The sequence below is a fragment of the Streptomyces sp. NPDC056479 genome (assembly GCF_042795335.1).
Taxonomy (GTDB): domain Bacteria; phylum Actinomycetota; class Actinomycetes; order Streptomycetales; family Streptomycetaceae; genus Streptomyces.
This window is the reverse complement of record NZ_JBHTRZ010000003.1, coordinates 846,106-868,620: the sequence shown is the minus strand read 5'-3', so window position 1 is coordinate 868,620 and position 22,515 is coordinate 846,106. Positions and strand designations below refer to the sequence as shown.

Annotated in this window: 20 protein-coding genes and 1 pseudogene; 7 read left to right on the top strand and 14 right to left on the bottom strand. The window is 71.4% G+C overall.

Features of this window, described 5'->3' with window-relative positions; genetic code table 11:
- Positions 1-34: 34 nt before the first annotated feature.
- Positions 35-925, bottom strand: coding sequence for an NAD(P)-dependent oxidoreductase (locus ACFQ6S_RS15355; protein ID WP_383408557.1), 891 nt, complete (start codon positions 923-925; stop codon positions 35-37).
- 98 nt (positions 926-1,023) lie between these two features.
- On the opposite strand from ACFQ6S_RS15355, the gene ACFQ6S_RS15350 reads away from it, so the two are divergent.
- Entirely contained in the window at positions 1,024-2,040 is a 1,017-nt protein-coding gene (locus ACFQ6S_RS15350; protein WP_383408554.1) for a hypothetical protein, read from the top strand.
- A gap of 51 nt (positions 2,041-2,091) precedes the next feature.
- Positions 2,092-2,475, top strand: a complete 384-nt coding sequence (locus tag ACFQ6S_RS15345; RefSeq protein ID WP_383408551.1) for a hypothetical protein — start codon at positions 2,092-2,094, stop codon at positions 2,473-2,475.
- A gap of 59 nt (positions 2,476-2,534) precedes the next feature.
- Here ACFQ6S_RS15345 and ACFQ6S_RS15340 read toward each other — a convergent pair whose 3' ends face one another.
- Positions 2,535-4,664, bottom strand: coding sequence for a 3-hydroxyacyl-CoA dehydrogenase NAD-binding domain-containing protein (locus ACFQ6S_RS15340; protein ID WP_383408548.1), 2,130 nt, complete (start codon positions 4,662-4,664; stop codon positions 2,535-2,537).
- Positions 4,661-5,887, bottom strand: coding sequence for a thiolase family protein (locus ACFQ6S_RS15335; protein ID WP_383408545.1), 1,227 nt, complete (start codon positions 5,885-5,887; stop codon positions 4,661-4,663). Before ACFQ6S_RS15335 ends, ACFQ6S_RS15340 begins: the two co-directional genes overlap by 4 nt.
- Positions 5,888-6,047: 160 nt before the next feature.
- On the opposite strand from ACFQ6S_RS15335, the pseudogene ACFQ6S_RS15330 reads away from it, so the two are divergent.
- Positions 6,048-6,176, top strand: a pseudogene (locus ACFQ6S_RS15330) (carbohydrate ABC transporter permease); the annotation flags it as partial.
- Between the two features lie 23 nt (positions 6,177-6,199).
- Here ACFQ6S_RS15330 and ACFQ6S_RS15325 read toward each other — a convergent pair.
- The 3 genes from ACFQ6S_RS15325 to ACFQ6S_RS15315 all read right to left on the bottom strand — a co-directional run bounded on the left by ACFQ6S_RS15325 (position 6,200) and on the right by ACFQ6S_RS15315 (position 9,250).
- On the bottom strand, positions 6,200-7,489 hold the full coding sequence (locus ACFQ6S_RS15325; RefSeq protein WP_383408542.1) for an HRDC domain-containing protein: 1,290 nt from the start codon (positions 7,487-7,489) through the stop codon (positions 6,200-6,202).
- 190 nt (positions 7,490-7,679) lie between these two features.
- Positions 7,680-8,342: a response regulator transcription factor gene (locus ACFQ6S_RS15320; protein ID WP_003997051.1), complete on the bottom strand. Its 663-nt coding sequence runs from the start codon at positions 8,340-8,342 to the stop codon at positions 7,680-7,682.
- A 230-nt stretch (positions 8,343-8,572) separates the two neighbouring features.
- Positions 8,573-9,250, bottom strand: a complete 678-nt coding sequence (locus tag ACFQ6S_RS15315; protein ID WP_383408538.1) for a DUF3000 domain-containing protein — start codon at positions 9,248-9,250, stop codon at positions 8,573-8,575.
- Between the two features lie 104 nt (positions 9,251-9,354).
- Between ACFQ6S_RS15315 and hemE the strand changes: the two genes are divergently transcribed.
- The gene (gene hemE / locus ACFQ6S_RS15310; RefSeq protein WP_383408535.1) at positions 9,355-10,422 is read left to right on the top strand and encodes a uroporphyrinogen decarboxylase; all 1,068 of its coding nucleotides are present in this window, start codon (positions 9,355-9,357) and stop codon (positions 10,420-10,422) included.
- Between the two features lie 6 nt (positions 10,423-10,428).
- Here hemE and ACFQ6S_RS15305 read toward each other — a convergent pair whose 3' ends face one another.
- Positions 10,429-11,253 carry a rhomboid family intramembrane serine protease gene (locus tag ACFQ6S_RS15305; protein ID WP_383408532.1) on the bottom strand — a complete coding sequence of 275 codons (825 nt, stop codon included), beginning with the start codon at positions 11,251-11,253 and terminating at the stop codon, positions 10,429-10,431.
- 125 nt (positions 11,254-11,378) lie between these two features.
- Here ACFQ6S_RS15305 and ACFQ6S_RS15300 point away from each other — a divergent pair, with 125 nt between their 5' ends.
- Complete coding sequence (locus ACFQ6S_RS15300) at positions 11,379-11,717, top strand: hypothetical protein (protein WP_383408529.1); 339 nt, start codon at positions 11,379-11,381, stop codon at positions 11,715-11,717.
- Here ACFQ6S_RS15300 and ACFQ6S_RS15295 read toward each other — a convergent pair.
- Complete coding sequence (locus ACFQ6S_RS15295) at positions 11,701-13,122, bottom strand: FAD-dependent oxidoreductase (protein ID WP_383408526.1); 1,422 nt, start codon at positions 13,120-13,122, stop codon at positions 11,701-11,703. The genes ACFQ6S_RS15300 and ACFQ6S_RS15295 overlap by 17 nt on opposite strands.
- A 27-nt stretch (positions 13,123-13,149) precedes the next feature.
- Positions 13,150-14,145, bottom strand: coding sequence for a DUF4349 domain-containing protein (locus ACFQ6S_RS15290; protein WP_383408523.1), 996 nt, complete (start codon positions 14,143-14,145; stop codon positions 13,150-13,152).
- Between the two features lie 160 nt (positions 14,146-14,305).
- Here ACFQ6S_RS15290 and hemG point away from each other — a divergent pair, with 160 nt between their 5' ends.
- Together hemG and hemQ are read left to right on the top strand one after the other, a co-directional pair.
- The gene (gene hemG / locus ACFQ6S_RS15285; protein ID WP_383408520.1) at positions 14,306-15,766 is read left to right on the top strand and encodes a protoporphyrinogen oxidase; all 1,461 of its coding nucleotides are present in this window, start codon (positions 14,306-14,308) and stop codon (positions 15,764-15,766) included.
- A 5-nt stretch (positions 15,767-15,771) separates the two neighbouring features.
- Positions 15,772-16,503, top strand: coding sequence for a hydrogen peroxide-dependent heme synthase (gene hemQ, locus ACFQ6S_RS15280; protein ID WP_383408517.1), 732 nt, complete (start codon positions 15,772-15,774; stop codon positions 16,501-16,503).
- Between the two features lie 83 nt (positions 16,504-16,586).
- On the opposite strand, the gene ACFQ6S_RS15275 is transcribed toward hemQ, so the two are convergent.
- The 5 genes from ACFQ6S_RS15275 to ACFQ6S_RS15255 form a co-directional block, all read right to left on the bottom strand.
- The gene (locus ACFQ6S_RS15275) at positions 16,587-18,233 is read right to left on the bottom strand and encodes an alpha/beta hydrolase (protein ID WP_383408514.1); all 1,647 of its coding nucleotides are present in this window, start codon (positions 18,231-18,233) and stop codon (positions 16,587-16,589) included.
- Positions 18,234-18,329: 96 nt separating this feature from the next.
- Positions 18,330-19,115: a TIGR04222 domain-containing membrane protein gene (locus ACFQ6S_RS15270; RefSeq protein WP_383408511.1), complete on the bottom strand. Its 786-nt coding sequence runs from the start codon at positions 19,113-19,115 to the stop codon at positions 18,330-18,332.
- Between the two features lie 102 nt (positions 19,116-19,217).
- Positions 19,218-20,006, bottom strand: coding sequence for a DUF4142 domain-containing protein (locus ACFQ6S_RS15265; RefSeq protein ID WP_383408508.1), 789 nt, complete (start codon positions 20,004-20,006; stop codon positions 19,218-19,220).
- Positions 20,007-20,278: 272 nt separating this feature from the next.
- Positions 20,279-21,595: a DUF692 domain-containing protein gene (locus tag ACFQ6S_RS15260; RefSeq protein WP_383408505.1), complete on the bottom strand. Its 1,317-nt coding sequence runs from the start codon at positions 21,593-21,595 to the stop codon at positions 20,279-20,281.
- Positions 21,596-21,764: 169 nt separating this feature from the next.
- Positions 21,765-22,496: an aminoacyl-tRNA hydrolase gene (locus ACFQ6S_RS15255; protein WP_383408502.1), complete on the bottom strand. Its 732-nt coding sequence runs from the start codon at positions 22,494-22,496 to the stop codon at positions 21,765-21,767.
- Positions 22,497-22,515 lie beyond the last annotated feature (19 nt).

The following is a 22,515-nucleotide window of genomic DNA, read 5'->3' as shown; positions in this document are numbered from 1 at the left end:
GTCGCACGGCGGCCCCCGGCGGGGACCGGCCCGCTCACTCCGCGGCCCCCTCCTCGAAGCTCGCGAAGTACGCCGCCGCCATGTCCTCGTCGCCGTGCCCCTGCCGCGTCGCCCGCTCGAAGCGCTCCGCGCTCGCCGCCGCCACGTCCAGCTGTACGCCGTGCCGTTCGCCGGCCTCGACGATGAGCCGCGCGTCCTTCGCCGCCGTGCTCACCGCGAACGCGGCCGGGGACAGCCCGCCGTTCAGCACCAGACCCGTCTTGGCCCGCAGATACCCCATGTCGAGCGGCCCGCCGTCGATCACCTCGAAGAACTGCTGCGGGTCCACGTCGAGGGCCTTGGACAGCGCCAGCACCTCACCGGCGGCGTTCGTCACCGCGAGCACCCAGCTGTTGGCGACCAGCTTCAGACGGGTCGCGGTGCCCGCCCCGCCGTCCTCGCCGGTCCACACCGTACGGGCGCCCACGGCGTCGAACACCGGCGTCACCGTCCCACGGCCCTCGGCCGGCCCCGCCGCCAGGACGGTGAGCTGGCCGGACTCGGCGGGCTGACGGGTGCCGAGGACAGGGGCGTCGTAGAAGACGAGCCCGTGTTCGTCGGCGAAGCCGGCCAGGTCGGCGATGGCGTCGATGCCGGCGGTCGTCGACTGCATCCAGACGGCACCCGACCGCAGTCCGGGCGCCGCCTCACGCATGGCGTCGAGCGTCGCGGGGCCGTCGTACAGCATGGTCAGGACGACATCGGCGCCCTGGACCGCCTCGGCGGGAGTGCCGGCGACGGACGCGCCGTCGGCGGTGAGGGGTTCGGCCTTGGACCGGGTGCGGTTCCAGACGCGGACGTTGTGTCCCGCCCTGACCAGGTTGCGGGCCATCGCGGCGCCCATGATGCCGGTGCCCAGGACGCTCACGGTGAGCTTGTCGGTCATGACGTCGAATTCCTGTTCTCGTGCGGACGTTGCTGCTGTGATCCAGCTTGCCCGGGGTCGGGGCCCCCTGGCGGCCCGCCCCCGAATAGAGTGAACCGGTGAACGGCGACTGGCTCATCCGCGGCCGCGACGGCCGCCTCAGCGTCTATCTGCCCACCGACGACGCCGTGCTGTGCCGGGCGGAAGTCGGACCCGGCGGCCCCTGGGACCCTCCGCGCAAGGTCGGCGGCGACCAGAAGCTGCGCCCCGGCCCCGCAGTCGGCCAGGGCGCCGACGACTATGCCCATCTGGCCGCCTGGCGCCCCACCAAGGCGGGCGAGGCGGGTCTGGTGCACTCCACGCACTTCCGGCCGCGGCTGGCCCCGCTGGACTGGATGTCCATCGGCCACCCGGACAAGGCAGGCGACCGCACCGGCACGCCCGCCGTCACGGTCGACGCGCAGGGCCGGGCCCATGTCTTCGTCCGCAACGCGGAGGGCGGCGTGAGCATGCGCGGTCAGAAGGAGGTGGGCGGCTGGGGGCCGTGGCGCGACCTCAAGGGGCGTGAGGTGGACGACCGGCTGGCCGCAGTGACGGGGGAGTCGGGGCTGGTCGAGCTGTATGCCGCCGTCCCCGGCGCCATCCTGCACTGGCAGCAGGAGAAGCCGGGCAGCGTCCCGGTCCTGGAGGAGGCGATGGAGACGCCGGTGCGTACCGGCACCCTGTACGCCCTGGCCACCTCCGCCGACCACACCACCCTCTTCTATGCCGACGACTCCGGCGACCTGTGCGCCTGGCGCCCCGGCACCAAGCCGGTGACCCTGCTGACGTCCGCCGGCCCCGGCCCGGTCTCCGCGATGCGCTGCGAACTCGACGGCCACGACTGCACGTTGCTCGTCCAGCGCTCGGCGAGCGGCCGGGTCGCCTTCGCCGCGTACCCGACGGAGCAGGAGTCGGCGGGCGCGTGGTGGACCGAGTCGGGGCCGCAGCTTCCGGCGGACGCGATGGTCGCCCTGGCCCTGGACGAGGACGAGCGGGTGGTCGCGGCAACGCTGTCGCCGTCGACCGGGGAACTGCTGGTCACCCGGCGCAAGGACGAGCCCGGGTTGGCCTTGGAGGCTTGGCGGGAGGTCTGAGCGCGCGTAATTCGAGGACCGTTCGGGGACCGCTGCGCCAGGATGTCCGTCATGGACATAGAAAGCCTGGTCGAGGTCTGGCGGCGGATCCTGGCGCCCTCAGAGACCTCGTGGGTGCTCTTCGAGCACGGGACGTGCGTGGTGTTGAAGGAGCCTGCGGGAGACCTCGCGGGACAGGCGTTGGGGATTCTCGGCGAGTTCGGCCCGGTGCACGTGGGCTCCCCGGCCGGTGACTTCAACGTGCTCACGCTCAAGGACGACCTGGGCTGGCTGGTCACCGGCCATCACCCGGACGTCGTCACCCACGTCGCCCTCGACGAGCCCGTCGACCCGTCGCATCTGGCCATCGGCATCCACGGCCGCACCAAACGCCACCAGGACGGCACGGACCTTCGGGTCGCCCATGTCGAGGACCGACGCCCGGCCGCCGGCTGAGACGCCGGTGCCCCGCACACCTTCTGGCGTGCGGGGCACCGGCGTTCAGTGCGAGGCGTTTACGCGGGGACGCTGGCCACGCCCGGCGCCAGGAACTTCTTGCCGTTCACGCGCTCGGAGACACCCTCGCGGTCCAGGTACGGCGTGATGCCGCCCAGGTGGAAGGGCCAGCCGGCACCCGTGATCAGGCAGAGGTCGATGTCCTGGGCCTCGGCGACGACGCCCTCGTCGAGCATCAGGCCGATCTCCTGGGCCACCGCGTCGAGGACACGGTCGCGGACCTGCTCCTCGGTCAGCACGGAGTCGCCCTGCTTCAGCAGCGCGGCGACCTCCGGGTCCAGCTCCGGCTTGCCGGAGTCGTAGACGTAGAAGCCGCGCTTGCCCGCCTTGACGACGGCCGCGAGGTTCGGGGAGACCGTGAAGCGGTCCGGGAAGGCCCGGTTGAGGGTCTCCGAGACGTGCAGACCGATCGCGGGACCGACCAGCTCGAGGAGGACCAGCGGGGACATCGGCAGACCGAGCGGCTCGATGGCCTTCTCGGCTACCTCGACCGGGGTGCCCTCGTCGATGACGTTCTGGATCTCGCCCATGAAGCGGGTGAGGATGCGGTTCACGACGAACGCCGGGGCGTCCTTGGTGAGGACCGCGGTCTTCTTCAGCTTCTTGGCGACGGCGAAGGCCGTGGCCAGCGAGGCGTCGTCCGTCTTCTCGCCGCGGACGATCTCGAGCAGCGGCAGGACCGCGACCGGGTTGAAGAAGTGGAAGCCGACGACCCGCTCGGGGTTCTTCAGCTTCGACGCCATCTCGGAGACCGAGAGGGACGAGGTGTTGGTGGCGAAGATGGCGTGCGCCGGGGCGACCGCCTCGACCTCCGCGAACACCTGCTGCTTGACGCCGATCTCCTCGAACACGGCCTCGATGATGAAGTCCGCGTCCGCGAAGCCCTCGGCCTTGTCCAGGACACCGGTCACCAGGGCCTTGAGGCGGTTGGCCTTGTCCTGGTTGATACGGCCCTTGCCGAGCAGCTTCTCGATCTCGGCGTGGACGTAGCCCACACCCTTGTCGACCCGCTCCTGGTCGATGTCGGTCAGCACGACCGGCACCTCCAGGCGGCGCAGGAAGAGCAGGGCCAGCTGCGAGGCCATCAGGCCGGCGCCGACCACGCCCACCTTGGTGACCGGGCGCGCCAGGTTCTTGTCCGGAGCGCCGGCGGGTCGCTTGCCGCGCTTCTGCACCAGGTTGAACGCGTAGATGCCGGAGCGCAGTTCGCCGCCCATGATCAGGTCGGCGAGCGCCTTGTCCTCGGCGTCGTAGCCCTGCTGGAGGTCGCCGTTCTTGGCGGCGGCGATGATGTCGAGGGCACGGTAGGCGGCCGGAGCGGCGCCGTGCACCTTGGAGTCCGCGATGAAGCGGCCCTTGGCGACGGCCTGGTCCCAGCCCTCACCGCGGTCGATGACCGGGCGCTCGACCTCGACGTCGCCCTTCAGGACGGACGCCGTCCAGATCAGCGACTGCTCCAGGAAGTCCGCGCCCTCGAAGATGGCGTCGGCGATGCCCAGGTCGAAGACCTGCTGGCCCTTGAGCTGCTTGTTCTGGTTGAGGCTGTTCTCGATGATCACCTGTACGGCGTTGTCGGCGCCGATCAGGTTCGGCAGGATCGTGCAGCCGCCCCAGCCGGGGACCAGGCCGAGGAACACCTCGGGCAGCGAGAAGGCCGGGAGCGCCTTCGAGACGGTCCGGTACTTGCAGTGCAGACCGACCTCGACGCCACCGCCCATCGCGGCGCCGTTGTAGTACGCGAAGGTCGGCACGGCCAGGCCCGACAGGCGCTTGAAGACCTCGTGGCCGCCCTTGCCGATGGCGAGCGCGTCCTTGTGCTCCTTCAGCAGCTCGACGCCCTTGAGGTCGGCGCCGACGGCGAAGATGAACGGCTTGCCGGTGATGCCGACGCCGATGATGTCGCCGGCGGTGGCCTCGGCCTCGACCTGGTCGATGGCGGTGTCGAGGTTCGCCAGCGACTGCGGACCGAAGGTGGTCGGCTTGGTGTGGTCGAAGCCGTTGTCCAGCGTGATGAGCGCGAAGCGCCCGGCGCCGAACGGCAGGTCGAGGTGGCGTACGTGTGCGGACGTCACGACCTCGTCGGGGAACAGCTCGGCCGCACCCTTCAAAAGCTCAGCGGTGGTGCTCACTTGCTGCCTCCGGCGTTTTCGAAGTGCGGGTTCTCCCAGATGACCGTCGCGCCCATGCCGAAGCCGACGCACATGGTGGTCAGGCCGTAGCGGACCTCAGGCTGCTCCTCGAACTGACGGGCGAGCTGCGTCATCAGACGCACACCCGACGAGGCCAGCGGGTGACCGAACGCGATGGCGCCGCCGTACTGGTTGACGCGCGCGTCGTCGTCGGCGATGCCGTAGTGCTCCAGGAAGGCGAGGACCTGGACGGCGAAGGCCTCGTTGATCTCGAACAGACCGATGTCGGAGATGCTGAGCCCTGCCTGGGCGAGGGCCTTCTCCGTGGCCGGGATCGGGCCGTAGCCCATGACCTCCGGCTCCACACCCGCGAAGGAGTAGGAGACCAGACGCATCTTCACCGGGAGGTTGTTCTCGCGGGCGAAGTCCTCGGAGGCGATGAGCGAGGCGGTGGCACCGTCGTTGAGACCGGCGGCGTTGCCCGCGGTCACGCGGCCGTGGACGCGGAACGGCGTCTTGAGACCGGTGAGGTTCTCCATCGTCGTGCCCGGGCGCATCGGCTCGTCGGCGGTGACCAGACCCCAGCCGGTCTCACCGGCCTCCGGGTTGGTGCGGCGCACCGAGACCGGCACCAGGTCCTGCTGGATCTTGCCGTTGGCGTACGCCTTGGCGGCCTTCTCCTGCGAGCGCACGGCGTACTCGTCGGCGCGCTGCTTGGTGATCGTCGGGTACCGGTCGTGCAGGTTCTCGGCGGTCATCCCCATGAAGAGGGCGGACTCGTCGACCAGCTTCTCGCTCACGAACCGCGGGTTCGGGTCCACGCCCTCGCCCATGGGGTGGCGGCCCATGTGCTCGACACCACCGGCGACGGCGATGTCGTAAGCACCGAAGGCGACCGAACCGGCGACCGAGGTGACGGCGGTCAGGGCGCCGGCGCACATGCGGTCGATGGAGTAGCCGGGCACCGACTGCGGGAGGCCCGCGAGGATGCCGGCCGTGCGGCCGATGGTGAGGCCCTGGTCACCGATCTGCGTGGTCGCGGCGATGGCGACCTCGTCGATCTCCTTCGGGTCGAGACCGGGGTTGCGGCGCAGCAGCTCCCGGATGGCCTTGACGACGAGGTCGTCGGCACGGGTCTCGTGGTAGATGCCCTTCGGGCCCGCCTTGCCGAACGGGGTGCGGACGCCGTCGACGAAGACGACGTCCCTGAGGGTACGAGGCACGATGGCTCTCCTCCAGAGGTGCGGGACGCTGAGCGCTTGCTCATGGCCATGCTACTTATGAGTAACGTAGCTGCACAGTCCTGGAGGGGGGAGCGGCGAAGGTCACATCCCGGGGGTTGTCCCGAGGGTCATTCCGGGAGGCGCCGTCGATCCCCTCGCGCTCTGTATGCCCTCGGAGGATCTTGGCGTGATCTCGACGTCGCTGTTCCGCTTCAAGGGCCCCTTCGGAGCGCACTGGGAAACAATCTCGGCAGGAGCGGTCCCGGTGATCCTGCCGACCTTGATCGTCCGCGTTGACAGCCCGAGGGCGCGCTACGGCACCTCGACGGACAAGGCAGTCACCAGCACCGGCGTGACCTGCTCCACCTGCCAGGGCCGAGCCCCATATCCGGCCAGCGCCTGAGCGACCGACTCCGCGTCGACGACCTTCGGCGGCTCCCAGCAGACCCGCCGCACGGTGTCCGGAGTGATCACATTCTCCTGCGGCATGTTGAGCTGCTCGGCCAGCGCCGAAACCGCCGCCCGAGCAGCGGAGAGGCGAGCCGCAGCGGCCGGATCCTTGTCCGCCCACGCCCGCGGCGGAGGCGGCCCCGCAACGGGCTGCCCCGGCGCCGGCAACTGCGATTCGGTCAGGACCTTCGCCCGATCCACCGCGGCCTGCCACTGCTCCAGCTGCCGCCGCCCCATCCGGTGTCCGAAACCGTTCAGCGCGGTCAGGGCGTGCACATTGCCCGGCACGGCGAGCGCGGCCTCCACGATGGCCGCGTCACTCAGTACCTTGCCCGGCGACACGTCCCGCTTCTGGGCGATCCGGTCCCGCGTCTGCCACAGCTCCCGGACCACACCGAGCTGGCGCCGTCTGCGTACCTTGTGCATCCCGGACGTCCGCCGCCAGGGATCCTTGCGCGGTTCGGCCGGCGGCGCGGCCGCGATCGCCTCGAACTCCTGCCGCGCCCACTCCAGCTTCCCCTGCCGGTCCAGCTCCTTCTCCAGCGCGTCGCGCAGATCCACGAGCAGTTCCACGTCCAGCGCCGCGTACCGCAGCCAGGGCTCGGGCAGCGGCCGGGTCGACCAGTCGACGGCCGAGTGGCCCTTCTCCAGGACGAACCCGAGCACGTTCTCGACCATCGCGCCGAGGCCGACCCTGGGAAAGCCCGCGAGCCGCCCGGCCAGCTCGGTGTCGAAGAGCCGGGTCGGCACCATGCCTATCTCCCGCAGACAGGGCAGATCCTGGGTGGCCGCGTGCAGCACCCACTCCACCCCGGACAGCGCCTCGCCGAGGCCGGTCAGATCGGGGCAGGCCACGGGGTCGATCAGCGCGGAGCCCGCGCCGGCGCGGCGCAGCTGCACGAGATAGGCACGCTGGCCGTAGCGGTAGCCGGACGCGCGTTCGGCGTCGACGGCGACGGGGCCCGAGCCCGCGGCGAAGGCGGCGATCACCTCCGCGAGCGCGGCCTCGTCGGCGATCACGGGCGGAATGCCCTCGCGGGGTTCAAGCAAAGGGATCGGCGCCTCTGTCACAGAAGATCCGTCGTCTTCCGGAGGGGCGCCTCCGGTGGTTCGCAGTGAACTGTCTGCTGCGGTTTCTTGGGCGTCGGTCACCTGTCAAGGGTATCTGTGTATGGACAGCGCCCGCCGATGGAACGTTCCGTCGGCGGGCGCCAGAGGGTCGTAAACCAGTCAGTCAAGTGAAGGATCCGGCTCACGGCGGGTGCGGGACGAGGGCGGGACCAGCGGCCGATCCCGTTCACGTCAGTGAATGATCAAGTGGTGAAATCGGTAGGGGCGGGACTCAGTGGATGATGCCGGTCCGCAGGGCCACGGCGACCATACCGGCGCGGTCACCGGTGCCGAGCTTGCGGGCGATGCGGGCGAGGTGGCTCTTGACGGTCAGCGCGGACAGGCCCATCGAGACGCCGATGGCCTTGTTCGACTGGCCCTCCGCCACCAGCCGCAGCACCTCGACCTCGCGACCGGACAGCTCGCGGTAGCCGCCCGGGTGGCTCGGGGCACCCGGGTGGCGACGGTGCATACGGGCGGCGGCGGCGCCGATGGGAGCGGCACCGGGCCGGGTGGGGAGCCCGACGTTGGTGCGGGTGCCGGTGACGACGTAGCCCTTCACGCCGCCGGCGAGCGCGTTGCGTACGGCGCCGATGTCGTCGGCGGCGGATAGAGCGAGGCCGTTCGGCCAGCCCGCGGCGCGGGTCTCGGACAGGAGGGTGAGGCCGGAGCCGTCGGGCAGGTGGACGTCGGCGACACAGATGTCGCGGGGGTTGCCGATGCGGGGACGAGCCTCCGCGATGGACGAGGCCTCGATGACATCGCGCACACCGAGGGCCCAGAGGTGACGGGTGACGGTGGAGCGGACGCGGGGATCGGCCACGACCACCATTGCGGTCGGCTTGTTCGGGCGGTAGGCGACCAGGCTTGCGGGCTGCTCGAGGAGAACGGACACCGGGCCTCCTGGGGTGCGGGGACGGACTTCAAGGTCACAGTCGTCTTCGGCACCAAACCCGTGGCCCTTTAGGGAAAGATCACGATTTAGTGAGTAACAATCGGGGCAATTCAGACACATGGTCGATCGTTCGGCGAGTAAATCGCTTCGATCAAGAACCGTTCCTGACCGAAAGTGGCCGTATCGACAAAGTGACGGTCAAGCGGGTGGCCGTCCGGGACCGGTGGTGATCAACGGGACTGCGGGTCGCGGCGCTGCGGCAGCGTCACCACCGACGCGTCCCCCGGGCCCGCCGGAGGCAGCCCTCCGATCTGGGCCAGCAGATCGCACCAGGACGCCAGATGGGCCGCGGTGTCCGGGACGCCGCCCAGCCCCTCGCGCGGGGTCCAGGAGGCGCGGATCTCGATCTGCGAGGCCGCCGGGCGCTCGGACAGGCCGCCGAAGTAGTGGGAACTCGCGCGCGTGACGGTGCCGCTCACCTCGCCGTACGACAGCCCGCGCGCCTGGAACGCGCCGGTCAGCCAGGACCAGCACACCTCGGGCAGCAGCGGATCGGCGGCCATCTCCGGCTCCAGCTCCGCGCGCACCAGGGTCACCAGCCGGAAGGTGCCCCGCCAGGCGTCGTGGCCCGCCGGGTCGTGCAGCAGCACCAGGCGGCCGTCGGCCAGATCCTGGCCGTCGTCGACGACCGTCGCCTCCAGCGCGTACGCGTACGGGGCCAGGCGTTGGGGCGCCTTGGTCTGTTCGACCTCGATCTGCGGCCGCAGACGGGCGGCGCGCAGGGCCTCGACAGCGGCGCGGAAAGCCGCTGGATCCGTACTGTGCGTATGCCGGTCCCCCTCCCCGGCCTCCTTCGCGTCATCCATTCCGCCAGTGCCGTCCGACAGTCGTCCCTGAGCCGCAGCCATGCCGGGAAGATTAAGGGGAACGGAGGCTTCGTGCAGGGAGAGACACCCGGACAACACGGCGACCCCGGCACAGGGCCTGTTGCCGCCGTGCGAGACTTGCCCCCGTGAGTGCCAACCAGACGCCGCCGTCAGCCACGCCCGACGCAGTCAAGAACTCAGCCTTCCTCAAGGCGTGCAGGCGCGAGCCCGTGCCGCACACGCCGGTGTGGTTCATGCGGCAGGCCGGGCGCTCACTGCCGGAGTACCGCAAGGTGCGCGAGGGCATCGGGATGCTCGAGTCCTGCATGCTGCCCGAGCTGGTCACCGAGATCACCCTCCAGCCCGTGCGCAGGCACAACGTGGACGCGGCGATCTACTTCAGCGACATCGTCGTCCCGCTCAAGGCCATCGGCATCGACCTCGACATCAAGCCCGGCGTCGGCCCGGTCGTCGAGCGGCCGATCCGCACCCGCGCCGACCTGGCCCAGCTGCGCGACCTGACCCCCGAGGACGTCTCGTACGTCACCGAGGCGATCGGCCTGCTCACCCGTGAGCTCGGCCCGACCCCGCTCATCGGTTTCGCCGGTGCGCCTTTCACCCTCGCGAGTTACCTCGTCGAGGGCGGTCCGTCGCGCACGTACGAGAACGCCAAGGCGATGATGTACGGCGACCCGGAGCTCTGGGCCGACCTGCTCGACCGTCTCGCCGAGATCACCGCGGCCTTCCTGAAGGTGCAGATCGAGGCCGGCGCCTCCGCGGTCCAGCTCTTCGACTCCTGGGCCGGTGCCCTCGCCCCCGCCGACTACCGCCGCTCGGTGATGCCCGCCTCGGCGAAGGTCTTCGACGCCGTCGCCGGGTACGGAGTCCCGCGCATCCACTTCGGCGTCGGCACCGGCGAACTGCTGCGGCTCATGGGCGAGGCGGGCGCGGACGTCGTCGGCGTCGACTGGCGCGTCCCGCTCGACGAGGCCGCCCGCCGCGTCGGCCCCGGCAAGGCACTCCAGGGCAACCTCGACCCGACCGTCCTGTTCGCCACCACCGACGCGGTCGAGACCAAGACCCGCGAGGTGCTCGACGCGGCGGCCGGCCTGGAGGGCCATGTCTTCAACCTCGGCCACGGCGTCATGCCGTCCACCGACCCGGACGCACTGACCCGGCTCGTCGAGTACGTCCACACGCAGACGGCTCGCTGAGGGCGCTCACCACGTCTGCCGGGGCCGCGCCCGCCTGCCGAACAGCAGGCCCCGTGGCTCCGGTGGCGGCGGTGTCCCTCGCTTGAGCGGCCACGCGAGCAGCATGCCCGCGAGGAAGCCCACGATGTGCGCGGCGTACGCCACCGTGCCCGCGTCGGAGACGCCCTCGCCGGACGAGTACACCGCCTGCAGCACGAACCAGAATCCGAGCACCAGCCAGGCGGGCAGCCGCAGCGGCAGGAAGATCAGGAACGGCACGAGGACCCACACCCTGGCCTTCGGATAGAGCACGAGGTAGGCGCCCAGGACGCCCGCGATGGCCCCGGACGCGCCGATCAGCGGGTCGGCAGAGTCGTCGTTGAGGAACGCGAAGCCGTACGACGCCGCGTAGCCGCAGACGACGTAGAAGAGGAAGTACCGCACATGTCCCATGCGGTCCTCGACGTTGTTGCCGAAGATCAGCAGGAAGAGCATGTTGCCCAGCAGATGCAGCCAACTGCCGTGCAGGAACATCGCGGTGAAGACCGACAGCGCCGGGGACTTGTCGTAGTCCGGCGGGCCGATCACACAGCCCGGGCCGTTCGGGCCCACGGCGACATCGCCCGTGGGGACCACCCCGGGCAGCTGATCGTGGATCAACTCCCTCGGCACCGCCGCGTAGTGGTCCAGGAACGCGTGCAGGTGGCACAGCTGGGACAGGCTGCTCTCACCGGCCACGGAGCCGGCTATGCCGGGCGTGTACAGGAAGACGAGCACGTTCGCCGCGATCAGCGCGTATGTCACCCAGGGGGTGCGGCGCACCGGGTTCACGTCATGGACGGGGATGACCACGACAGGTATGTGCCCGGGATCCGTGCGCCGAATCGGTGAACGTGGCCCTCGCCGCGTGCGTATGTCTCGGCAACCGCCCGCGGCACGGGGAAGGCGGGTCGCGGGGACTACGTGAGGAACAGGCGATGAACGACCGAGTTACTCCTCCGATTCACGCGTTGCCCGATGGTGAGGCCGAGGTCGCCGTGGTGCTGCGGCTGCCGTGGGAGGACGTCGCGCGGCTGGGTCAGGATGCGGGACGGCTGGCCGCGCAGATGCAGCGGCCCGTGACGCTCGACGAGGCGGTGAGCCATCGGTTGCGCTCCGCGCGGGGGGCCGCGCATGCCAAGCCGGCGGGGGAGCAGCCCGCCGCCGCGGCCGCGACGATGCCGCCGAGTGTGAGTGCGTCCGTGTCCTCGTTGCCTTCCCGGCCGCCGGCGGAGCAGGCTCGGCAGGCCATCGAGAGGATCAACGGATCTGCTTAGCCGCCGTGGCGTTGACCGCCTTCGACGCCTTGCGGGCCGCCACCAGTACGGGGTCCCACACCGGTGAGAACGGAGGCGCGTATCCCAGGTCCAGGGACGTCATCTGTTCCACCGTCATGCCGGCCGTCAACGCCACCGCAGCGATGTCCACCCTCTTTCCCGCGCCCTCCCTGCCGACGATCTGCACGCCCAGCAGCCGTCCGGTGCGGTGTTCCGCGAGCATCTTGACCGTCATGGAGGAGGAGTTCGGGTAGTAGCCCGCGCGGCTCGTGGACTCGATCGTGACCGTCACGTACCGCAGGCCCGCCCTGCGCGCGTCCTTCTCGCGCAGGCCCGTGCGGGCGATCTCCAGGTCGCAGACCTTGCTGACGGCGGTGCCGACCACGCCGGGGAACGTGGCGTAGCCGCCGGCCGCGTTCGTGCCGATGACCTGGCCGTGTTTGTTGGCGTGGGTGCCGAGGGGGACGTGCCGTTCCCGGCCGGAGATCAGGTCGAGGACCTCGACGCAGTCGCCGCCGGCCCAGATGTTCTCGTGGCCGCGCACGCGCATGGCGAGGTCGGTCAGCAGCCCGCCGTGGTCGCCGAGGGGGAGACCGGCGGCTCGCGCGAGCGCGGTCTCGGGGCGGACTCCGATACCCAGGATCGCCACGTCCGCCGGGTACTCCGCGTCCTCCGTGGCCACCGCGCGGACCCGGCCGTCCTCGCCCGTGAGGATCTTGGTGACCTCGGCGTCGTCGACCATGGTGATGCCCAGGCCCTCCATGGCCTCGTGCACCAGCCGCCCCATGTCGGGGTCGAGCGTCGACATGGGCTCGCTGCCGCGGTTGACGACGGTCACCTCGTAGCCGCGGTTGATGAGGGCCTCGGCCATCTCGACGCCGATGTAGCCGGCGCCGATGACCACCGCGCGGCGGCCACGCGTGCGTGTCAGCGTGTCGATGAGGGCCTGGCCGTCGTCGAGGGTCTGCACCCCGTGGACACCGGAGGCGTCGGCGCCCGGCATGTCGGGGCGGATCGGGCGGGCCCCGGTCGCGATCACGAGCTTGTCGTACGACGTCCAGGACTCGGCGCCGGAATCGACGTCACGCGCGCGTACCCGGCCGCCCGCCACGTCGATCTCCGTGACCTCCGTCCGCATGCGCAGGTCGATGTCCCGCGCCCGGTGCTCCTCGGCCGTACGGGCGATCAGCTGGTCGCGGTCGTGGACGTCACCGCCCACCCAGTACGGGATGCCGCACGCCGAGAACGAGGTGAAGTGGCCCCGCTCGAAGGCCACGATCTCCAGCTCCTCGGCGCTCTTCAGGCGCCGTGCCTGCGACGCCGCGGACATACCCGCGGCGTCGCCGCCGATCACGACCAGCCGTTCCCGCTCACCCGACACACCGCTCGCAGCGCTCATGTTCATGTGAACACGCTACGGGGGCCGGGCATTTCAGTCCTGCTCGCCGCCCTGCTCGTCCCCCGCGCGCGAGGGCCGCGGCGCGGTGCGGGCGGTAGGCAGCGGACCGAGCGCACCGGCCGCGGGCGCGGCCGCCGGGCGGCGCGGCAGCCGGGGGCGCAGGACCTTCAGCCACAGCAGCACGATCAGCGCGGCCACCGCGGCGAAGGGCAGCACGGCGCCGAACGCCACGGCGAGCCAGCGCAGCATCGTCACGAACGCGTTCCAGCCACCCGCGAGGGCGTCCACGAAGCCGGGGTCGTCGTCGTCCTTCGGGGCCTTCTTCACCGGTGTCCCGGACAGGGCGAGGGTGATGGTGGCCAGGCTGGTGCGGTCCTTCAGGGACGCCTGCTGGGCCAGCAGCGCCTCCAGGTCCGCCTGCCGGCTGCTCAACTCGCCCTCCAGCGTGACCACATCGCTGAGCCTGGTCGCCTGGTCCATCAGCTCACGGATCCGGGCCACGCTGGCGCGCTGCGTCTTGATCCGGCTCTCCACGTCCACGACCTGGTCGGTGACGTCCTGCGCCTTGGCGCTGCGCTCGATCAGCCTGCCCGCGCCCTCCAGCTCCGCGAGGACCTCGGCGTACCGGTCGACGGGCACACGCAGGACGACCCGGGTGTGCTCGTGGCCCTGCTCGTCGCGGGTCGTGGTCTCGTTCCCGACGTACCCGCCCGCGTTCTCGGTGCTGGTGCGGGCCTCGTCGAGGGCCCTCGGTACGTCCTTGACCTGCACGGTCAGCGAGGCGGTGCGGATGATGTGGGTCGCGGGGATCTTGGCGGGCGCGGCGGTCTTGCCGGCACCGGAGTCGCTGCCGGGGGCGCCCTCCTGGGTGCCTGCTCGGGAGTCCGCCTGGGCGGCCTCGCCCTTGGCGGCGGAGCTGCTGTCGCCGCCCGAGTCGTTCGCGCCGCTGCATCCGGTGACTGCGAGCGCGGCGGCCAGCATGAGGCCCACCAGGGCCTGAGCGGGTCGTGCGGAACGTCGTGTGCGCATGTGGGCGTACCCCCGAGGGTCGTCGTGACGACTGACGCTTCTTCGACGCCGGGGTCGCGCGGAACGTTGGCGGGAAACGGTCCCGATGCGGTCACGGTCGGGACTCGTGAAGGACACCGGGGCGCGGAGGGTTGTCAGTGGGGTCTGAGAGGCTGTGGACATGCGCGAAGTGGAGACTCGTACGGAAACGGGCCAGGTCGTCGTCATCGGGGGCGGTATCGCGGGGCTCGCCGCGGCCCATCGCCTGCTGGGCGCCGGCCGGCAGGTGACCGTCCTGGAGGCCTCTCAGAGGGTCGGCGGCAAGCTGCTGCCCGGCGAGATCGCGGGCGTGCGCGTGGACCTCGGCGCCGAGTCGATGCTGGCCCGCCGCCCCGAGGCGGTCGCCCTCGCCCGTGCGGTGGGCCTCGACGAGCGCCTCCAGCCGCCCGCCACCGCGTCCGCGTCGATCTGGACCCGCGGTGCCCTGCGCCCCATGCCCAAGGGTCACGTCATGGGTGTGCCCGGCACTGCCGCCGCTCTGTCCGGCGTCCTGTCCGACGAGGGCCTGGCCCGCATCGAGCGCGACGCCGACCTGCCCCGCACCGAGGTCGGCGACGACGTGGCGGTCGGCGAGTACGTGGCGGCACGCCTCGGCCGCGAGGTCGTCGACCGTCTGGTCGAGCCCCTGCTGGGCGGCGTCTACGCGGGCGACGCCTACCGCATCTCGATGCGCTCGGCGGTCCCGCAGCTCTATCAGGCCGCGAAGACCCATGACTCGATCTCCGAGGCCGTTCGCGAGATCCAGGCCAAGGCCGCGGCCGACCAGCAGACCGGGCCGGTGTTCATGGGCATCGAGGGCGGCGTGGGCCGACTCCCGCTCGCCGTCGCGGAGTCGGTGCGCGCGCGGGGCGCCGAGATCGTGACCGGGGCGCCGGTGACGGAGCTGCGCCGCGAGACCTCCGGTGGCTGGCGCGTCGTCGCCGGTGACCGGGTGCTGCGCGCCGACGCGGTCGTCGTCGCCGTACCCGCCCCGGCCGCCGCCGCCCTGCTGCGCGCCGAGGTCCCCGAGGCCGCCGCCGAGCTGGACGGCATCGAGTACGCCTCGATGGCCCTGATCACCCTCGCCTACCGCCGAGCCGACACCGGCCTCCCGGCGGGCAGCGGCTTCCTCGTGCCGCCGGTCGACGGGCGCACCATCAAGGCCTCGACGTTCGCCTCCCAGAAATGGGGCTGGATCGCCGACGAGGACCCGGACACCCTGGTCCTGCGCACCTCCGTCGGACGGTACGGCGAGACGGAGATCCTGGGACGGGACGACGACCACCTGGTCGAGGTCTCCCGGCGGGACCTCAAGGAGGCCACCGGGCTCGATGCCGCCCCCCTGCAGACCCGGGTGACCCGCTGGACCGACGGCCTGCCCCAGTACCCGGTCGGCCACCACGCGCGCGTGGCCCGCGTCCGCGAGCACGTCGCCGGGGTGCCGGGCCTCGCGGTGTGCGGCGCGCAGTACGACGGTGTGGGCATCCCGGCGTGCATCGCGAGCGCGTACGCCGCCGTCGATCGGCTGGACGGTGATCTGCGCGGTGTGGAGGAGCTCACCGCCAACCCGGTGCAGAGTCTGCACGGCGGAGCGGGAGAATAAGGGACATGAGTGACGACGCCTCCACCACCGAGCCCGGCAGGATCCCCAACAAGGGCAAGCTGGCCAAGGACCTCAACGAGGTCATCCGCTACACCCTCTGGTCCGTCTTCAAGCTGAAGGACGTGCTCCCCGAGGACCGCGCGGGCTACGCCGACGAGGTCCAGGAGCTGTTCGACCAGCTCGCCGCCAAGGACGTGACGATCCGCGGCACCTACGACGTGTCCGGGCTGCGCGCCGACGCCGACGTCATGATCTGGTGGCACGCCGAGACCAGCGACCAGCTGCAGGAGGCGTACAACCTCTTCCGCCGCACCAAGCTGGGCCGCGCGCTCACACCGGTCTGGTCGAACATGGCGCTGCACCGCCCCGCCGAGTTCAACCGCTCGCACATCCCGGCGTTCCTCGCCGACGAGACGCCGCGCGACTACGTCAGCGTCTACCCCTTCGTGCGCTCCTACGACTGGTACCTGCTGCCCGACGAGGACCGCCGCCGCATGCTCGCCGACCACGGCAAGATGGCCCGCGGCTACCCGGACGTCCGCGCCAACACGGTCGCCTCGTTCTCGCTGGGCGACTACGAGTGGATGCTCGCCTTCGAGGCCGACGAGCTCTACCGCATCGTCGACCTCATGCGTCACCTGCGTGCCTCCGAGGCCCGGATGCACGTCCGCGAGGAGGTGCCGTTCTACACCGGCCGCCGCAAGTCCGTGGCCGAGCTGGTCGCCGGGCTCGCCTAGATCCAGGCACGGGAAAGCCCCGCGTCCCTCGATGGGGCGCGGGGCTTTGCCGTACCGCTGGTCCGTCGCGTGAGCGTGGCCGGCTACGGACGAGTCACTGCTTCGAGCTGCTCCCTCTTCTGAGCGGCGGGCTTCTTCGCCTTGCGCTCGCCCGCCCGCACCGGCTTCGGCTCGGGGTGACCCTCGCACGACGCCCGCCGCTGCGGCAGGCGCCCTTCCAGCAGATACGCGTCGACATGGCCGTTCACGCAGGTGTTCGGGCCGTACGCGATGCCGTGCGTCCCGGCGTCCCGCTCGGTCACCAGGACCGAGCCCGCGAGACGCTGATGCATCTCCAGTGCCCCCTCGTAGGGTGTCGCGGCATCCCGCTCGGCGGCCAGGATCAGCGTCGGCGGCAGCTCACCCGGCCCGGTCCGCACATCGACCGGCTTCTGCCGGGGTGCCTTCCAGTAGGCGCACGGCAGGTTCATCCACGCGTTGTCCCAGGTCTCGAACGGCGCCACGCGCGCGAGCCTGGTGTTGTCCCGGTCCCAGACCGCCCAGTCCGTGGGCCAGGGCGCGTCGTTGCACTCCACGGCCGTGTAGACCGCGTTGGTGTTCTCCTCCCCGGCCGCCGCCGCCGTCACCGGCGCGGCCAGCTCGACCAGCGGCTTCGAGTCGCCCTTCAGATACGCCGCCAGCGCCTGCGCCCGCGAGGGCCAGTGGTCGTCGTAGTAACCGGCCTGCAGGAACGCCTCCTGCAACTGCCCCGGGCCGATCTTCCCGCCGGCCGGCTTCGCGGCCAGGCGCGCCCGCGCCTTCTCGTAGTTGCTGAGCACCTCGTCGGCGCTGATGCCGAGCCCGTACACGTCGTCGTGCTCGGCGATCCACTCCCGGAAGTCCGTCCAGCGTCCCTCGAACGCGGCCGACTGGGCGAGGTTGTTGTGGTACCAGATCTGCTTGGGGTCCGGGTTCACCGCGGAGTCGAACACCATCCGCCGCACATGCTGGGGGAAGAGGTGCGCGTACACCGCGCCGAAGTAGGTGCCGTACGAAGCGCCCATGAACGTCAGCTTCGACTGGCCCAGCGCGGCGCGCAGGACGTCCAGGTCACGTGCGTTGTTGAGGGAGTTGTAGTGCCGCAGCGCGCTCCCGGTGCGCTTGGCGCAGCCGCGGGCGTACGCCTTCGCGTGGGCGATGCGCTTCTTCTTGTACGCCTCCGAGGGGTGCAACGGCGCCATCGTGGGCCCGTTGAAGTACTGCTTGGGGTCCTGGCAGGAGATCGGTGCGGAAGGCCCCACTCCGCGCGGGGCGTAGCCGACGAGGTCGTACGCCGCCGCCAGCCGCTTCCACGCCGGGATGGCGCCGATCAACGGGAACTGCAGCCCGGAGGCGCCCGGTCCGCCCGGGTTGTAGACCAGGGCGCCCTGCCCCGGCACCCGGCGCTTGCTGTTGTGCGGGTCCCTGTGGGTGGCCGGCACCCGGCTGACCAGCAGCCGGATCTGCTTGCCGTCGGGACGGGCGTAGTCGAGCGGCACGGACACCGTGCCGCACCGGACATGGCCCGGCAGTCCTTGGTCCTTGGGGCAGCGGCCGAAGTCGATGCCGGCCGCTGCGGCACGCGCGACGGCCACCGTCGTGCCGTGCCGTTCGCCCGCCCCCGGGGCGGCACCGGCGGTGCCGGCCGGGGCCAGGGAGAGGGTGGACAGGAGCATGGCTCCGGCGGCCGTATAGAGGGCGGCAGCTCTCATCGGTATCCCTTCGATGCACGCCAGCAACAAAAGGGATATTTCGTTCGTCCGTTGATGAAGGCAAGCACCACCCTGCCGGTGTCGCCGCATTGCCCCCTATGCGTCACCGTGGTGCTGCTCGCGGTGCGCGAAGGCGGCGCGCAGATCCGGCTCGCCGATCGCGCGGACACCCCGTACGGCGACACAGGTGAGATACGTACGGTCGTCCCCGCCCCCGGAGTGCCGGACCAGGCCGCTCAGCAGCCGCTGCCCGGCCGGGGAGGCCCACTGCGCGTACGGGTGGATCTCGATGCGGGCGATGGCCAGGCAGCTCAGGGTGAGCACGAGGGGGAGCGCGAACCACAGCGCGACCAGATGCGCCGGCATCTCCGACGGGGCGGGCGCCAGCAGGGCGATCGCGCCGAGCACCACCACGACGGCCGCCGCGAGCCGCACCTGACGGATCGCGGCCCCCGTTCCGTTCCGCGCCCCGGCGGGCACGGCGAGGCCCGCGCTGACCAGACGGTCGGCGAGGCTGCCGACGGCGTCGGCGGCGGCCGCGGCATCACGCACCGGCTCGATCCGGGACTGGCCCTCCGGCCCGATGGCCCCTATCACCGAGCGCTCCATCTCGTCCCGACCGCGCGGATCGACGACCGTCGCCCAGCCCGTGTGCGCGAGCAGCAGCCGCTGCTGGCGTGCCATGGACACGAGCGTCAGATCGGCGACCCGTCGGGGGCCGCCGGACAGGAACGCGGCCTCGTACAGCGTCAGATCGTGATCCGGGGCCGTGGTCGCCTCGTTCGTGTCCATGGCCGCGGTGTGTACGGCGGCCAGGCACAGCCGCGTGCACGCCGTGCCGGCGACGGCCCAGGCCAGCAGCAGGAGAAGGACCCAGAACATGCCGCGTTTCTATGCCAAAGGCTCCGTGAAACGCCATGCCTTGTTCACAATCCGGACCGAGAGTTGCCGGGATGTGACGTTCCGGATCGGAAAGTCCGGGCGTCAGGAGCCCTCGGTGTCGTCCGGGCGCGGGCTCGTGGCGGCCGGCGGCAGCGTGTAGGTCGTCGACGGCGGCGGGGTCACGGGGACGGCCGGAGCGGGGTCGGTGGTCGGACCCGGCGGGGCGGGGGACGGGGTGAGCGGCGGCGTGCTGTCGGCGACCATGTCCTGGACCAGCGCGTCGTAGTCGACGTAACCGGTGGCCTCCAGCACCGTGATGTGGTCCAGCACGGTGGTGTTGGCGTCGTCGGCGAGCTTGCGCACGAGGGAGTTGCGGGTGCCGGCCCGGACCTGTGCCACGACGGAGAACACCTTGCCGTGCGCCAGCCGCAGAATGTTCGCGAACTCCCGGTCGTACTCGACTCCCTGGGCCCCGTCCAGGGTCGCCAGCCACTCCTGCTGCTGTTCGGTGGGCTCGTTGGGCAGCGTGAGACTGAGCTTGGCGGCGACGTCACGCACCCGCTCGTCCAGGAACGTGTGCCCCTCGATGAGGTGCTCCCCAGCGGTCCGTACGGCCGGAGTGGTCCCCTTCTGCCGGGCCTGCTGCCCGGCGGGCAGCTCCCACAGCCCCGCCAGCCGGACCTTGGTGATGAAGTCACGGTCGAGGGCGGACAGCGGCCCGTATCCGGTCGAGACGCTCTCGGCGTTGAGCACATCCAGACCGGTCCCGGACCGGTCGGCGTACGACCAGATCGGGAAGATCATCGCCAGCAGCGTCGCCGTCAGGCCCGTGATGATGAGTCCGGTGCCGCTGAAGATGCCTCGGCCGTTGATCGAGGGTCGGGATCGCATGGTGCCTCCTGTTGCGGCACCGCACGTTAGTGCGCTTCGGGGATGGGGTTGGCATATTACTTCGGCGTCTACGCCAACCGCCGTACAGGAGCGAATGGTTCCAACCGGGGTGGTTACGGGCGAATGGGGAGCCGTGATGGGTGGCTCAAGACGGCAAACGCGGGTGAAACGGGCGCATGGGCCGCATGGCGGACCGGGGTGTTAACCCCGGCACACTCACGGCGGGAGTTCGCGTCCACCGCGGCAGCGGCAGCCGGCGTAGCCGGTGCCGCTCACCGTCGCAGCAGGACCCGGCGCGTGGCGTGTGCCAGCCGCACCCCGGGCCGCCGGGACCGCGGCTTCGGCCCCGACCGCTCCAGCCACCACTCCCGCAACTCCTCGCGCGTCTGGGCGTCCGCACAGCGGTCGTCGGCCAGCAGATACCCGGCGAAGTCCAGCGCGTCGCGCCGGTAGCCCCCGGTCATCGGGTGCCCGTGGGTGTACGCGAGGAAGGACCGCCGGTACCCGTCCCCGAGGATCACCGGCAACTCGGGCGCGACCTTCGCGACGACGTCCGCCCGCTTCCCGGCGAGCGCCCGTGCCTGCACACCGAGCCGCACCCGGTCGAACCCCTCCGGCACCGGCGTCCCGGCGACGAGAGCGGAGAGCAGCGCGGCCTGCGCGAGGGCGAGACGCTGACGGGCGGGGTCGACGAGCTCTCCGACCCGAGGCGTGCCCTGCTCCGGCACCGCTTCCCGCGAGGCGGCGGCAGCCCCCCGCTCGGCGCCCCCCTTCTCCAACGCCTCCCGGATCGCGCCCAACTCCCGCTCCAGCTCGGCCGGTTCGGGGAAGTTCTCATCCCGCTCCAGCAGGACGCCAGGCGGGGACACCCGGGAGGCGAGGTCCGTCAGGATGTCGAGGACCGGCCGGGGGACGGGGTGTGCGTGGCTGTCGTGCCAGACGCCGTCGCGTTCGAAGCCGCCCGCGACATGGACGTACGCGATGGCCTCCAGCGGCAGTTCGGCGAGCGCCTTGGCCGGGTCCTCGCCCCGGTTGACGTGGTTGGTGTGCAGGTTGGCCACGTCGATGAGCAGCCGTACGCCCGTCCGGTCGGCGAGTTCGTACAGGAACTGCCCCTCGGTCATCTCCTCGCCCGGCCAGGAGATGAGCGCGGCGATGTTCTCCACGGCGAGCGGCACGGGCAGCGCGTCCTGGGCGATACGGACGTTCTCGCACAGCACGTCCAGGGAGTCCCGGGTACGCGGGACCGGCAGGAGGTGGCCCGCCTCAAGGAGCGGGGACGCCGTCAGCGGCCCGCCCGCCCGGACGAACGCGATGTGCTCGGTGACCAGCGGCGCCCCCAGCGCCTCCACGCGCTCGGCGAGGGCGGCCAGCCGCCCGGCGTCGGGCCGCTCCGCACCGCCCAGGCCCAGCGAGACGCCGTGCGGGATCACGGTGACGCCGCGCTCGCGCAGCCGTACCAAAGACTCCGGAAGGTGTCCGGGGCAGACGTTCTCGGCGACGGTCTCGACCCAGTCGATGCCCGGCATGCGCTCCACAGCGTCCGCGATCTCCGGACGCCACCCGATCCCTGTGCCCAGTCGCTCCATCGTCCCCTCCTCGGCCTCTTCCGTGCCCGCTGTCCGTCTCCTCGGACGTGACGGGGGTATGGCCCCGCGGGCACCGCCCGAACCCCTCGGGAGACACCTTCAGAGCAACATTTGAGGTTGGGACCCGCGCCCCCGCCACAGGCTCGTACGGGCGGGAGACCCGGGATGTTCAAACGCCGGGTGTCCGCCGCAGCGCCGGATGGTCGGCGACGACGGTGCACGAGCCGGGTGCGATCTCGGTGAACCCGGCGTCCCGCACCAACGGCAGCCCGGCGCTCGTCAACTCACCCCAGCGCCCCGGCTCCGCGGTCCGCACCGCCAGCGGAAACCCCGCGTCACGCCAGGCCGCCCGCTCCTCGTCCGACAGCTCCCACCAGGCGAGCTGCGCCGCGTGCCCGGTCTGGGCCATCGCCTTGCCGGCCGACATGTCGAGTTCGGGGTTCAGCCAGAGGACGGGGGCCGACGGGTCGGCGTCCACGGGCGGTTCCGGATCGTCGAGGTCGGTGCCGGACACCTGGAGCTTGGCCAGCTCCTTGGGCCAGCCGTCCAGCGGCACGGGCGGGAAGACCCGCACCTCGGCCGACTTCCCGGTGACGGTGATCCCGGGCAGCCCTTCGGCCCGCCGCCACTCGGCCCCACGGGCCCGCCGCACGACCTTGCGGATGCGCGCGTCCTGCCAGTCGCTCATGGTCTGAGCCCACTCGCCCTCGCCGAGCGACCGCTCATCACCGAGGATCGTCAGCACGGCACGGGCGGAGGTCTCCAGCGCGTCGGTGCGGGCGGGAGGGGCGTCCCGCTCGATGCGGACGACCAAGGGCAGCACGAACTGCGGTGCCTCGTCGCGGGCGCCGGGCTCGGACCGGAAGGGACTGTCGCCGGCAGACGTCGAATCATGGCTCACGTCTGCCAACCTTAAGGGG

Bases quoted from the DNA above. Each gene is read 5' to 3' on its own strand.
- ACFQ6S_RS15275 (WP_383408514.1), bottom strand. From the start codon at position 18,233: ATGAGAGCTGCCGCCCTCTATACGGCCGCCGGAGCCATGCTCCTGTCC.
- ACFQ6S_RS15300 (WP_383408529.1), top strand. From the start codon at position 11,379: ATGAACGACCGAGTTACTCCTCCGATTCACGCGTTGCCCGATGGTGAG.
- hemQ (WP_383408517.1), top strand. From the start codon at position 15,772: ATGAGTGACGACGCCTCCACCACCGAGCCCGGCAGGATCCCCAACAAG.
- ACFQ6S_RS15270 (WP_383408511.1), bottom strand. From the start codon at position 19,115: ATGTTCTGGGTCCTTCTCCTGCTGCTGGCCTGGGCCGTCGCCGGCACG.
- ACFQ6S_RS15295 (WP_383408526.1), bottom strand. From the start codon at position 13,122: ATGAACATGAGCGCTGCGAGCGGTGTGTCGGGTGAGCGGGAACGGCTG.
- hemG (WP_383408520.1), top strand. From the start codon at position 14,306: ATGCGCGAAGTGGAGACTCGTACGGAAACGGGCCAGGTCGTCGTCATC.
- ACFQ6S_RS15260 (WP_383408505.1), bottom strand. From the start codon at position 21,595: ATGGAGCGACTGGGCACAGGGATCGGGTGGCGTCCGGAGATCGCGGAC.
- ACFQ6S_RS15345 (WP_383408551.1), top strand. From the start codon at position 2,092: ATGGACATAGAAAGCCTGGTCGAGGTCTGGCGGCGGATCCTGGCGCCC.
- ACFQ6S_RS15265 (WP_383408508.1), bottom strand. From the start codon at position 20,006: ATGCGATCCCGACCCTCGATCAACGGCCGAGGCATCTTCAGCGGCACC.
- ACFQ6S_RS15290 (WP_383408523.1), bottom strand. From the start codon at position 14,145: ATGCGCACACGACGTTCCGCACGACCCGCTCAGGCCCTGGTGGGCCTC.
- ACFQ6S_RS15315 (WP_383408538.1), bottom strand. From the start codon at position 9,250: ATGGCTGCGGCTCAGGGACGACTGTCGGACGGCACTGGCGGAATGGAT.
- ACFQ6S_RS15355 (WP_383408557.1), bottom strand. From the start codon at position 925: ATGACCGACAAGCTCACCGTGAGCGTCCTGGGCACCGGCATCATGGGC.